Source organism: Rothia sp. SD9660Na, assembly GCF_030064065.1.
GTDB lineage: Bacteria > Actinomycetota > Actinomycetes > Actinomycetales > Micrococcaceae > Rothia.
In genome coordinates this window covers 1,808,861-1,820,594 of the sequence record NZ_CP125946.1, presented here as the reverse complement: position 1 = coordinate 1,820,594, position 11,734 = coordinate 1,808,861, and the positions used below count along the sequence as shown (strand labels likewise).

12 protein-coding genes and 1 riboswitch are annotated in these 11,734 nt (G+C 60.7%); of the genes, 8 read left to right on the top strand and 4 right to left on the bottom strand.

Annotated features, from left to right (window positions below):
• Positions 1-71 precede the first annotated feature (71 nt).
• Positions 72-189: riboswitch (SAM riboswitch) on the top strand.
• A 121-nt stretch (positions 190-310) separates the two neighbouring features.
• From QM007_RS08585 to QM007_RS08575, 3 genes are read left to right on the top strand one after another with little or no spacing between them, the layout of a single operon-like run.
• Entirely contained in the window at positions 311-1,657 is a 1,347-nt protein-coding gene (locus QM007_RS08585; RefSeq protein WP_283489573.1) for an O-acetylhomoserine aminocarboxypropyltransferase/cysteine synthase family protein, read from the top strand.
• A gap of 14 nt (positions 1,658-1,671) precedes the next feature.
• Positions 1,672-2,898: a homoserine O-acetyltransferase MetX gene (metX, locus tag QM007_RS08580; RefSeq protein WP_283489572.1), complete on the top strand. Its 1,227-nt coding sequence runs from the start codon at positions 1,672-1,674 to the stop codon at positions 2,896-2,898.
• 31 nt (positions 2,899-2,929) lie between these two features.
• Positions 2,930-3,616, top strand: a complete 687-nt coding sequence (locus tag QM007_RS08575) for an alpha/beta hydrolase (RefSeq protein WP_283489571.1) — start codon at positions 2,930-2,932, stop codon at positions 3,614-3,616.
• 23 nt (positions 3,617-3,639) lie between these two features.
• Here the strand turns inward: QM007_RS08575 and QM007_RS08570 are convergent, their stop codons facing one another.
• Positions 3,640-3,858: an RNA-binding S4 domain-containing protein gene (locus tag QM007_RS08570; RefSeq protein ID WP_283489570.1), complete on the bottom strand. Its 219-nt coding sequence runs from the start codon at positions 3,856-3,858 to the stop codon at positions 3,640-3,642.
• Positions 3,859-3,999: 141 nt separating this feature from the next.
• Between QM007_RS08570 and QM007_RS08565 the strand changes: the two genes are divergently transcribed.
• On the top strand, positions 4,000-5,382 hold the full coding sequence (locus QM007_RS08565; RefSeq protein ID WP_237187289.1) for a glycine--tRNA ligase: 1,383 nt from the start codon (positions 4,000-4,002) through the stop codon (positions 5,380-5,382).
• Between the two features lie 151 nt (positions 5,383-5,533).
• Here QM007_RS08565 and QM007_RS08560 read toward each other — a convergent pair whose 3' ends face one another.
• Positions 5,534-6,154 carry a GNAT family N-acetyltransferase gene (locus QM007_RS08560; protein ID WP_283489569.1) on the bottom strand — a complete coding sequence of 207 codons (621 nt, stop codon included), beginning with the start codon at positions 6,152-6,154 and terminating at the stop codon, positions 5,534-5,536.
• Positions 6,155-6,351: 197 nt separating this feature from the next.
• On the opposite strand from QM007_RS08560, the gene QM007_RS08555 reads away from it, so the two are divergent.
• On the top strand, positions 6,352-7,326 hold the full coding sequence (locus QM007_RS08555) for a GNAT family N-acetyltransferase (protein ID WP_283489568.1): 975 nt from the start codon (positions 6,352-6,354) through the stop codon (positions 7,324-7,326).
• A gap of 6 nt (positions 7,327-7,332) precedes the next feature.
• Positions 7,333-7,674: an MGMT family protein gene (locus QM007_RS08550; RefSeq protein WP_283489567.1), complete on the top strand. Its 342-nt coding sequence runs from the start codon at positions 7,333-7,335 to the stop codon at positions 7,672-7,674.
• A gap of 360 nt (positions 7,675-8,034) precedes the next feature.
• Here the strand turns inward: QM007_RS08550 and QM007_RS08545 are convergent, their stop codons facing one another.
• Positions 8,035-8,574: a hypothetical protein gene (locus tag QM007_RS08545; protein WP_283489566.1), complete on the bottom strand. Its 540-nt coding sequence runs from the start codon at positions 8,572-8,574 to the stop codon at positions 8,035-8,037.
• A 387-nt stretch (positions 8,575-8,961) separates the two neighbouring features.
• Here QM007_RS08545 and QM007_RS08540 point away from each other — a divergent pair, with 387 nt between their 5' ends.
• Both QM007_RS08540 and dusB read left to right on the top strand, forming a co-directional pair.
• Positions 8,962-9,729, top strand: a complete 768-nt coding sequence (locus tag QM007_RS08540; protein WP_283489565.1) for a DUF2382 domain-containing protein — start codon at positions 8,962-8,964, stop codon at positions 9,727-9,729.
• Between the two features lie 129 nt (positions 9,730-9,858).
• A complete protein-coding gene (dusB, locus tag QM007_RS08535) occupies positions 9,859-11,055 on the top strand; it encodes a tRNA dihydrouridine synthase DusB (RefSeq protein WP_283489564.1) in 1,197 nt (398 codons plus the stop codon).
• 22 nt (positions 11,056-11,077) lie between these two features.
• On the opposite strand, the gene QM007_RS08530 is transcribed toward dusB, so the two are convergent.
• Complete coding sequence (locus QM007_RS08530) at positions 11,078-11,497, bottom strand: hypothetical protein (protein WP_283489563.1); 420 nt, start codon at positions 11,495-11,497, stop codon at positions 11,078-11,080.
• Between the last annotated feature and the right edge of the window lie 237 nt (positions 11,498-11,734).

Below are 11,734 nucleotides of genomic sequence, written 5' to 3'. Positions count from 1 at the left end.
ACAAGGACACATGCTGAAACTTTAGAGCCCTTTCTTGACGCTCCCCGGGTGAGCCAGCCAGACTAGAAACAGGTCAAGAGAACCAGCGCTAAGCCCCAGCTCGCTGGTCGGCAACCCTCCACTCGCGGTGGGGTGCCCTGGGTGAAGACCGGGCGTACCCACCGAGAACCAGGTACGCAAGCGCGGGACCGATGTGCCTCTATCTTCTGCGAGGGCATCAGATTCTTTTCCTCCTGACCCGGGCGGAAGATACGGCATGCGGCCCGTTTCAACTGAACACTGAAACAACGATCTCCCTAGGAGTAACCGCATGACCACCGAGAACACCGTTCCCACCCCCTCCAACCCCACCGGCTGGAAGTTCGAAACCCAGCAGATTCACGCTGGCCAGGAACCTGACCCGGCAACCGGCGCTCGCGCCCTGCCCATCTACCAGACCACGTCCTTTGTCTTCAAGGACTCCGCCCAGGCAGCAGGCCGCTTCGCCCTCTCAGAGCTGGGCCCCATCTACTCCCGTATCAACAACCCCACCCAGGAAGCCGTTGAAAACCGTATCGCTGCCCTCGAAGGTGGCGTCGGGGCCCTGTTGCTCGCCAGCGGCCAGGCAGCCTCAACCTTCGCAATCCTGAACATCGCCGGGGCCGGGGACCACATCGTTGCCTCCCCTTCCCTCTACGGCGGCAGCTTCAACCTGCTCAAGTACACCCTCAAGAACCTCGGCATCGAAACCACCTTCGTTGACGACCCTGCCGACCCCGAGTCCTGGCGAGCAGCAGCCCGCGAGAACACCAAGGCCTTCTACGCAGAAACCCTGCCCAACCCTCGCGGCGATGTGCTTGATATTGAGGCTGTTTCGACCGTGGCCCACGAGGTTGGGGTGCCGCTCATCGTCGATAACACCATTGCCACCCCCTACCTGCTCAACCCCATCAAGTATGGCGCTGACGTGGTCATCCACTCAGCCACCAAGTACCTGGGCGGCCACGGCACCTCGGTCGGCGGCGTTATCGTCGACTCCGGTAACTTCGACTATGGCGCCTACCCCGAGAAGTACCCCCTCTTCAACCAGCCCGACGAAAGCTACCACGGCCTGGTCTATGCCCGCGATCTCGGTGCAGATGGGGCTTTTGGGGTCAACCTCTCCTACATCCTTAAAGCCCGGGTCTCTCTGCTGCGCGACCTCGGCTCATCCATCTCACCGACCAACGCCTTCAATATTGCCATCGGTCTTGAGACCCTCTCCCTGCGCGTCGAGCGCCACGTAGAGAATGCCCTCAAGGTTGCCCAGTTCCTCAAGGACCATCCCCAGGTCGAATCTGTCACCTACTCCGGCCTGCCTGATTCCCCCTACTACGACCTGGCCCAAAAGTACCTGCCCAAGGGGGCTGGCGCCGTCCTCGGCTTCACCCTCAAGGACGCCGACGCCGCAACCGCCCAGAAGTTCGTGGACTCCCTCTCCTTGCACTCCCTGCTGGTCAATATTGGCGATGTGCGTTCACTTGCTGTCCACCCGGCCTCCACCACCCACAGCCAGTCCACCACCGAAGAGCTTGAAGCCATCGGTATCAGCCCAGCCTTCATCCGCCTCTCGGTAGGGATCGAGCACATCGATGACATTCTCGCCGACCTCGACCTCGGCTTTGCCGCTATCCGCTAAGGAAAGGTAGCTCAATGACGACAGCACGTCCCGCTGACAGTGCCCCCCATCGCACCGACGGCGTCCTCACCCACGCCTCTATCGGTGACCTGACCCTCGAATCAGGGGTAGTACTACCCGACATCACCATCGGGTACGAAACCTGGGGCACCCTCAACGAGGCGGGCGACAACGCCATCCTGATCCTGCACGCCCTGACCGGCGACACCCACGTCTCGGCAGGGCGAGTAGGGGCGGACGCCAGTGAGCAGGACCGCGAAGCCGCTGAAGCCGCCGGCTGGTGGCCCACCGCAGTTGGCCCCGGCCGCGTCATCGACACCGACAAATACTTCGTCATCTCACCCAATATACTCGGTGGCTGCTACGGCTCCACCGGCCCCGCCTCACCAGCCCCCGCCAGCATCGACCCCGACCGTAGGCCCTGGGGATCCTGCTTCCCCCTGGTTACCATCCGCGACGGCGTCCACGCCGAAAAGCGCCTACTCGACCAGCTGGGCGTCACCTCCCTCCACCACGTTATCGGTGGCTCCCTGGGAGGCGCCCGCGCCGCAGAATGGGCCGTCACCTACCCCGACCTCGTCCGCTCCTGCGCCGTCATCGCCTCCGGCCCCGCAGCTACCGCCGAACAGATCGCCTGGGGCCACATGCAAAACCTGGCCATCCGGCAGGATCCAGCCTTCGCAGGCGGCGACTACTACCCCGGCCGCGGCCCCGTCACCGGCCTGGCTCTGGCCCGCCGCATCGCCCACACCACCTACCGCTCAGCTGCCGAACTTCACTTCCGCTTCGGCCGTGACGCCCAGGACGGCCACAAGGTCCTGCACCCTATCAGCGCTGAACGCGGCCGCTACCAGGTTGAAAACTACCTGGACCACCACGGCACCAAACTTACCAACCGCTTCGACGCTAACTCCTACCTGGCTATCAACGAAGCCCTGCTCTCCCACGACCTCGGGCGGGGCCGCGGCGGTCTTGAAAAGGCACTGGCCCGCACCGTCTGCAATTGGACCATCGCCTACGTGGACTCCGACCGACTCTTCTTCCCCTCCGACTCCCAGATCCTCGCAGCAGCCCTACCCAACCCCGTAGAACCTGCCGTGATTCATTCACCTTGCGGCCACGACGGCTTCCTCATCGAACACCACCAGCTCGAACGCATACTTGCCACCAGCATCGAAACCCGGGACGCCGCCGACGAAGCACAACCGCGGGGGCGCAAACACCTATGGTCAGTGGTCTAAAGTCGGCTCAGCCGGTGGTAAGTTGGGGGTTATGAACCAGTACCTTGTTGAATATTCCAAGGCAGAACCTTTTCGCCGGGGCACCCACCTGGTCGTCCTCCTACACGGCTATGGCTCCCACGAGCGTGACCTGCTGGGGCTCACTCCCTACCTGCCCAGCGAGAAGGTGACCTACGCGTCCGTCCGCGCGCCCCAGCCCGTTGGCTACCAGCTACCGGCCGATGCCGACTCCGCCTACGTTGAAGGCCCCGCCATGGGTTACCAGTGGTGGCCCCTCAACCAGCAGCTTGAAACCGTAGGCTTCACCGCAATCGAACTAGCCGTGGACTACCTGCTGGGCTGGCTCGAACCCATCGCCGCCGACTACAACAGCGTGACCCTGCTGGGCTTCTCCCAGGGCATGGCCCTTGCCACCTCGGTAGCCCGTACCCGCCCCGATCTCATCAAGGCTGTGGTAGGGCTCTCCGGCTACGCCGTGGCCGGTGGGGAACACTACTTCAAGGACGCCCAGCTAGCTGACGAGCCCCTGCCCCTCTTCTGGGGGAGCGACGAAGCTGACCCCGTCATCACCGCCGACAAAATCTCTTTTACCCGCGAATGGGTAGCCGGGCACACCGCTCTCACCGCCCAGACCTACCCCAACATCGGGCACGGAGTCGCCGCCGCAGAACTCACCCACGTCACGGACTTTCTCAAAGAGAAGGTACTGTCTGCTTAACCCAGGCAGTAAGAGCAGTTAGCTTACTCGGTCTCCACCTGCACCGTCAGACCGTTCAGCTCCACAGTGTCGCCAGCGTGTAGCTGACGCCCGCGCTGCTCACAAATATCACCGTTCACCTTCACCAGGCCGTCCTGAATCACCTCACGGGCATGCACCCCGTTCTCCACTAGATTAGCCAGCTTCAAAAACTGGCCCAGGCGAATCATCTCATCACGAATAAAAACAGACTCAATACTCATACCCACCACTCTACCCGCGCCCGCACCCAGGCACCCAGGTGCGGTAGGCTTAAAGACGTGTGCGCCACCCGGCCCACTTTCTTTTTTACATCCAAGCACGCCGCAACCGGTGGCGCAGGCTCATAGGAGAAACCAAAAACTATGGCACCGAAGTCCAAACTCGACAACGTTATTTCACTGGCCAAGCGCCGCGGATTCGTCTTCCAGGCAGGTGAAATCTACGGAGGATCCCGCTCAGCATGGGACTACGGCCCGCTCGGTGCCGAACTCAAAGAAAACATCCGCCAGCAGTGGTGGCAAACCTTCGTACGCGGCCGCGAAGACATGGTCGGCCTCGACTCCTCCATCATCCTGCCCAAGGCAGTCTGGGAAGCCTCAGGCCACGTCGCAACCTTCACCGACCCCCTCGTTGAATGCCTCTCCTGCCACTCCCGCCACCGCCAGGACCACCTGATTGAAGCCTTCGAAGCCAAGAAGGGCCGTGCCCCCGAAAACGGCATGGGCGACATCGTCTGCCCCAAGTGCGGCACCAAGGGCCAGTGGACCGAACCCCAAAACTTCTCCGGCCTCATGAAGACCTACCTGGGCCCCGTTGACAACGAAGAGGGCCTGCACTACATGCGCCCCGAAACTGCCCAGGGCATCTTCGTCAACTTCAACAACGTCGTCACCGCCGCCCGCAAGCGTCCGCCCTTCGGCATCGGCCAAATCGGCAAGGCCTTCCGCAACGAAATCACCCCCGGCAACTTCATCTTCCGAACCCGCGAGTTCGAACAGATGGAAATCGAATACTTCGTGCACCCCGACGACGCCCCCAAGTACTACGACCAGTGGATCGAAGACTGCTGGAACTGGTTCGTAGACCTCGGCATCAACCCCGACAACATGCGCAAATTCGACGTACCCGAAGACGACCGCGCCCACTACTCCGCAGGCACCATGGACCTCGAATACCGCTTCGGCTTTACCGGCTCAGAGTGGGGCGAACTCATGGGCGTCGCCAACCGCACCAACTACGACCTCGGCGTGCACAACGAACACTCCAACGCCAAGCTCGAATACTTCGACCAGGGCACCGGCGAACGCTACGTGCCCTACGTCATCGAGCCCTCTTTCGGCCTGACCCGTTCCATGATGGCCTTCCTCGTCGACTCCTACGTCGAAGATGAAGCCCCCAACACCAAGGGCGGCGTTGACAAGCGCACCGTGCTCAAGCTCGACCCGCGCCTGGCCCCCGTCAAGGCAGCCGTTCTGCCCCTCTCTAAGAAGGAAGACCTCGTCCCCACCGCCAAGAACCTGGCCGACGAGCTCCGCCGCAACTGGAACATTGACTACGACGATGCCGGCGCCATCGGCCGCCGCTACCGCCGCCAGGACGAAATCGGCACCCCCTTCTGCATCACCGTCGACTTCGACACCCTCGAAGACCAGGCCGTTACCATCCGCGAACGCGACACCATGACTCAGGAACGCGTCTCACTCGACCAGGTCACCGCCTACCTGGCAGCTAAGCTGACTAAGTAGGTATCTATAGGTACATAAAAGGACGGACGCGCGTTCGCCTGCTGACCCTCTTGGGGCTCGCGCTGGGGCGCTCACCCCAATTCACGCCAGCCCCGAGCCAGCAGGCTCTCCGCACGTCCGTCCTTTTCTTATACCTCCAGCACCTTCGGCGCTAGATTTCTACCCGCTTCAAGTCCAGCGTCAGGTGGCCCGATACCGAGCGGGCGGCCTCCCAGTCACTGCGCAGGACCGACTTAATCACTGCATCGTGGTACTCGCCGTCAATTAGGAAAGCCTCGCGGCGGCGTCCTTCGGGCACAAAACCGCAGGAGGTATAGACGTGCTTGGCTCGCTCGTTGAAGTCCAGCACCTCTAGCTCAATGCGGTGCAGATCTAGCTTCTCAAAGGCGTAATCGACCATGAGCTTGGTGGCCTCTGTACCATAGCCCTTGTTCTGGCCTGCCTGACCAATGGCGATACGGTAGTTGACTGACCCGTTGTCGGGGTCGTACTCGTTGAAGGCTACCTCGCCCACATACTTCTGCTGGTCGAGCGCAAAAATAGCCAGGTCAAGGCGGTTCTTCTTCTCGTTACGGCGGGAGTACCACTCGCGGGTCTTAGCCTCATTGAAGGGGTGGGTTTCCGTTGAGCGGGAGTGCACGGTGCCGGTCTTAACCAGTACCTCCGGCTCCTGCAAAATCTCAATCATGGCGTCGATGGCTTCAGCATCAAAGGGGCGTAGCTCAATGCGGGAACCGGTCAGAGTGGGCTTGTGGGCAAGGCGAGAAGTCATAACACCACGCTAAATAATCGAGTCAAACAAACTTTAAGCCCTTAAAGTCTAGCCGGTAACGGGCCGGTGAAATCAAGATGCTACTTGCCCGGTTCACGCTCAGCATGCAGGCTTTCTGCCGCACGGACGCCCGCAGGTAGGGTAGGGGCGCTAAAGTAGATGGGTACACCCCGGACGGCTACCCGAAAGGCACCACCATGAGCACCGCCAAGAATACCTATACCCTGCGCCCCTGGCGCGAGGGCGACACCCTAGCCCTGCTCGAATACTGGCACGATGCCGAAAACCGGCAGGTAGCCGCCTTCCGCTCGTCCTTCGGGCCCGATTCCACCACCCGCTTCTCCCGCACCCTCATCGCCGAGCACCAGGGCGTTCCTGTAGCCGCAGGTATCGTTTACGAGACCGACCTGCACCCTAATCGCCTGTGGGCCTACATCGAAGTAGCCCCCGAGCACCGCCGCGCAGGCCTGGGCAGCCTGCTCCTAGAGGCTCTGAAGGACGCCGCTGCCTCATCTTCTCGCGGCGTTTCGGCTTTCCGCGCCACCGTGGAGCCAGAATCTACCGGCCTAAACTTCGCCTTAGCCCGTGGTTTCACGGCGGCCCAGCGCTCGCGTATGGTGCGCATTGAAGCTGGGGCGGTGCCGTCTGTGCCCCTGCGCCAGGACGAATCTGAACGTATCACCCAGGCCATCGAAGATCTAGCCACTGGGTCTGTCGAACTTACCCAGCGCTTCTGGGAGTTCTACCGGGCCGTGCACACCTGGGATGAACCTGCCAATCTCCCTATAGGCCGCATTAACCGTCTCTTCCTCTCCGACGAAGCCGAGGCTCTGGGCGCTGTGGTGCTGCGCGATGACGTACTTCGTGCCCAAGCGAACGGGAAGAAGGGCGACATCATCGCCTTTGCCGTGAGCTACCGCCCTATCGAGGTAGACGCCGGCCAGATGCCCGTCTCTGAAGATGACGCCACCGAAATCACCATCGGCTACCGGGTGGGTCACCCTGGCGCCCGCGAAGCTATTATGCAGCTGCTTTCGGTGCTGACCGGCTCCTACGCTGTGCAGATTGAGGTCGATGACTCCATGGAAGATTTGGCTGTGCTGATTGACCAGCTGGTGAAGATGGGGGCTGCTACCGTGACCAGCGAGTCCCTGGTACTGGTTGACGGTTAAAGGCCCGTGGACGATACACGGGTAGAGAGAATCTTACGGGTGGCCGAGTGCGTGCCTGCCGGGCGGGTCGCTACCTACGGTGATGTCGGTGCGGTCGCCGGTGAATCGCCCCGGCTGGTCGGGCGCACCCTCGCACTTTGGGGGTCGAGCGTGCCCTGGTGGCGTGTCTGCAACGCCCGCGGTGAGATACCGGGGCACCTAGAGCAGGCCTACGCTCATTGGCAGGACGAGGGCACCCCGCTGCGGGCGGACGGGCGAGTCGCTCTGAAAGCTGCCCGTATAGGCGCGGACGCCCTCGCCCGCCTCTCTGCCCCGCGCCTGGCTGAGCTAGGGGAGGGGCAGGCTTAGAGGGGCTAGACGCCGATGTCGCGGGCTCTACGCCTCCGAGCCGAAGCCTCTCGTGTACTACTGTTTGAACCGATGTACCCGATCAGCGGCCAGATTGCAGCGTTCTGAGCTTGCATATCCCAAAAGATATTGAGAATCGCCCAGAGAATCCAGGTAATAGTAAGCGCCCAGGCAAAGAGTCCCGGTCGCCATACCATAGTGCGGCTGCCCTTAGGGCGCAGGAACCACTGAGTGAGCACCGTACCAACCCCCACTAGGCCAATCGCCCACAAGGTTATAGCTAGTTCTCGGCTGAGGTACCAGGTGATAAAACCGTGTAGGCCCCATAGTCCCACCATAATGAGGGGCGCATAGATGCTGTTACCAGGGGAGGGGTGTCGAATCGTCATTGAAGATTACCAATCCTGTTACTTTGCGAGCTGAGTTGAAAGAGAGTTGGCCGACCGGCTCACCAGCCTCGTGGCGCAGCCGGTAGGTGAGGGTAAAACCGGAGCCTGCCTGTTCAACCACCGTTTTCTTGACCTCGATAAAGGGGCCGCTTGCCTCAAGCACCTGCTGCCAGGTTTTCAGAATCTTGCGTTTAGACAGTAACCGGGCGGTCGTGTAGGTCATGTGGCTGTGTACATGCTCGATGTCACTGTGAGCTAGGGCGGCAAAGAGAGCTTCGGTAATCTGCTCCAGTTCCACCTGAATCTGCGAGAGCGAGCGAGCGTTATAGACGGTCTCGGAAAAGCGCTGGGCGGCAGCCTGCTTGGTCACGCCAATCGCCGAGCCGATAAGCTGCCAGGTCGCACCGCCTGCGCGGGCTGCCTGCACGGCGTCCTCAAGTGCGCGGGTGGCCTGGGTGACCTGCTCATTGGCGGTGCGGACGGCTGTAATACGCGGGTCGTCGGACTGCATAGGACCTCCTCAACTATGTTTCGTCAATGAGTATTGACTTATCACAAGTATCGGGAAAAAGTGTGGGGCTGTCAAGAGGCTTTGACGATTCTCGGGTGCGACCGAGGTGGTGCACTCTTTGAGGAATGTGTGTATAAGATATTTATTTTAAAACTAACCCCTGTTATCCTCTTGTTTTATCTGTCAAGAATGACATGACTAGTCAGGGCGTTTTTAGTCTCAGAGCGAAATATTGCCTTTTTCTTAAAAAGTTCGCTGAGTAGTTGCTCAGCCTGCTGAAAGTATGTAAGGTTATTACCAGTTGCTCAGCCTACTGATAGCACTCATCGGGAGAGCTCGGCTGGTGCAACACCTCGTACTGAGAGTCGCAAAGAAAGGCAATAGCTCATGGCTACCAACGAAACCATCGAAACCCTGCGCAACAGCACCGTATTCGGCGCCGACGGTGAAAAAATTGGCAAGGTAGGCGAGCTCTACCTCGATGCCCAGACCGGCGAACCCACCTTCGTCACCGTCAACACCGGTTTCTTCGGCACCAACGAATCCTTCATCCCCGTGGACAAGGCTCGCTACGCAGGCGAAGAAATCCACGTTCCCTACACCAAGGAATTTGTCAAGGACGCCCCCAGCATCGCAGAAGACGGCGAACTCTCACCCGCTGAAGAGCAGCGCCTCTACGAGTACTACTCACTCACCGCAGGTACCGCAACCACCGGTGTAGCTAACACCGAGCGTCCTGCCGCCGATGCCCACGCAGCTCAGGCCACCGCAACTGCCGAGAACGGCGACGTCGTTGCCCACGAAGAGCGCCTGAATGTTGGCACCGCCACCAGCGCAACCCAGACCGGTCAGGTCCGCCTGCGCAAGGTCGTCCGCACCGAAACCGAAACCGTTGAGGTGCCCGTCCGCAAGGAAGAAATCGTTGTTGAGCGCACCAACCTCAAGGACGGCGAAGTCGTAGAAAACTACGACTTCGACTCCGCAGAGGCACAGGCAGACGTTACCGTCACCGCCCACGAAGAGCGACCCGTTGTCTCCACCGAAACCGTAGCCACCGAGCGCGTCTCAGTTGGCAAGGAAGTACGCACCGACACCGAGCGCGTCTCAGCAGACGTCCGCAAGGAAGAAATCGTTGTAGAAGGCGACAACAAGTAAGCCTCACTCTAAGCCTCTAGCGCTGAACCACAGCCTCATGAAGGGCCCCGGGAATGAACCACCCGGGGCCCTCTTGTGTTGCTCTAGCTAACAGCGCCCCCGCAGGGTTTGTGCCAGAATTGGAAGGTTATGACAGAAGAGACTTTAGAGACCGGCCAGACCCCGGCCCGCGCCAAGCAACTAAAATTGCCTCCCCTGCACCTGGGTAAGCACACCATTAACACCCCCGTGGTGCTGGCGCCCATGGCTGGCGTTACTAACAAGGCCTTCCGCCGGCTCTGCCGCGACTACGGTGGCGGGCTGTACGTGACCGAGATGGTCACAGCGCGCTCACTGGTGGAGCGCAACCCCGAGTCCCTGCGCATTATTGACCATGACGGCGACGAAAAGATCCGCTCCATTCAGATTTACGGGGTGGACGCCGTCAACGTGGGTAAGGCAATCCGCATGGTGGTCGAAGAAGACCGCGCCGACCACATCGACCTGAACTTCGGCTGCCCCGTGCCCAAGGTAACCAAGCTGGGTGGCGGCTCAGCCCTGCCCTGGAAGACCGACCTCTTTACCGCTATTGTCCAGACCGCCGTCCGTGAGGCTTCTCGCGGGGATGTGCCCCTGACCATCAAAATGCGTAAGGGCATAGACGAGGATCACCTGACCTACCTGGAATCAGCCAAAATCGCCCGCGATGCCGGGGTTGCAGCTATCGCCCTGCACGGCCGCACCGCCGCCCAGCACTACTCAGGTAAGGCTGACTGGGACTCCATTGCCCGCCTGCGCGAAGCTATCCCCGACGTGCCAATTCTGGGTAACGGCGATATTTTCTCGGCCGAGGACGCCATCGCTATGGTCGAGCAGACCGGGGTGGACGGCATTGTGGTTGGCCGCGGCTGCCAGGGCCGCCCCTGGCTCTTTGGCGACCTTCAGAACGCCTTTGAGGGCTCGGAAGAGCGCCACCGCCCCTCTGTTTCTGAGGTGGCGGATATGATTTATCGCCACGCGGAACTTTTAGTTGAGACTTTTGGGGATGAGACCCGCGGCCTGCGCGAGATCCGCAAGCACGTAGCCTGGTACTTCCACGGCTACCCGGTGGGCGGCAAACTGCGCGCCAAGATGTCTACCGTACCTACCCTGGAAGCCTTCCGTGAGTACCTGGCCGAACTGGATCACTCTATCGGCTACCCCGGTGCCGCTGTTGAGGGCCCTCGCGGCCGAGCTGGCAACCCCAAGAAGCCCCACCTACCCGATGGCTGGCTGAACTCCCGCGTCCTAGGGGACGCTGAGCGCCTGGGCCTGGTGGATGCCGAGCTGGATATCAGCGGCGGCTAGGGGAGCGGACGCCTGGGCCCGCTTAATCCATGTCGGGCGGCGGTGGGTCGGTGGGAGTTTTGCCCTTCCACAGGTTCATGTCCCACATGATGGAGAAGGAGCTCACCATGTGGAGGCTATGAAAGACGGCTCCGCACTCTTCACCGTAGATGTCGCTGGCTGGGTCTGACGCGGCGATAGCCCGCACCGCCGTGATATTGAGGCAGATGACGACGATAAGCAGGAGAAGCCCGAGTATCCACTCGTAGACGAGCAGGCTAGCGGTCGCCATAGTGAGAAGGAGCGTCGCCCAGCCTTTGAGAGTGTTGCCCAGAAAGAACTCGTGGGTGCCCAGATAACCCTGCCAGCAAGCCATCTGGTAGGCCCTGGATTTGGTGCGAATCAGCCTTTCATACCGAAAATGCTCCAGGTCACCATAGTTGGGTACGTACTTCTCGCTCATAGAAGACGACTGTACCTTCCCGTAGGGAGCGCAAACCATAGGTTACATTAAGTGCTTACCAGAATCGCGCAGTGTCCATGCCGTGTGTGGTCACTGCGCGATTCTTGTAGACGGTGGAATAGGACCTAAGGCGCGCCGCCTGTCTTACCCTCACGATAGACAAGAGGCAAGCGCGTATTGCGAACTGTTGCCTTAGGTTTCCCCATATGAATGCAATATTTACTTGCTCTCATAGCT

Excerpts from the sequence above, each read along its gene's own strand:
- QM007_RS08555 (WP_283489568.1), top strand. The coding sequence starts at position 6,352 with ATGAGCACCGCCAAGAATACCTATACCCTGCGCCCCTGGCGCGAGGGC.
- dusB (WP_283489564.1), top strand. The coding sequence starts at position 9,859 with ATGACAGAAGAGACTTTAGAGACCGGCCAGACCCCGGCCCGCGCCAAG.
- QM007_RS08560 (WP_283489569.1), bottom strand. The coding sequence starts at position 6,154 with ATGACTTCTCGCCTTGCCCACAAGCCCACTCTGACCGGTTCCCGCATT.
- QM007_RS08575 (WP_283489571.1), top strand. The coding sequence starts at position 2,930 with ATGAACCAGTACCTTGTTGAATATTCCAAGGCAGAACCTTTTCGCCGG.
- QM007_RS08530 (WP_283489563.1), bottom strand. The coding sequence starts at position 11,497 with ATGAGCGAGAAGTACGTACCCAACTATGGTGACCTGGAGCATTTTCGG.
- metX (WP_283489572.1), top strand. The coding sequence starts at position 1,672 with ATGACGACAGCACGTCCCGCTGACAGTGCCCCCCATCGCACCGACGGC.
- QM007_RS08585 (WP_283489573.1), top strand. The coding sequence starts at position 311 with ATGACCACCGAGAACACCGTTCCCACCCCCTCCAACCCCACCGGCTGG.
- QM007_RS08570 (WP_283489570.1), bottom strand. The coding sequence starts at position 3,858 with ATGAGTATTGAGTCTGTTTTTATTCGTGATGAGATGATTCGCCTGGGC.
- QM007_RS08540 (WP_283489565.1), top strand. The coding sequence starts at position 8,962 with ATGGCTACCAACGAAACCATCGAAACCCTGCGCAACAGCACCGTATTC.
- QM007_RS08565 (WP_237187289.1), top strand. The coding sequence starts at position 4,000 with ATGGCACCGAAGTCCAAACTCGACAACGTTATTTCACTGGCCAAGCGC.
- QM007_RS08545 (WP_283489566.1), bottom strand. The coding sequence starts at position 8,574 with ATGCAGTCCGACGACCCGCGTATTACAGCCGTCCGCACCGCCAATGAG.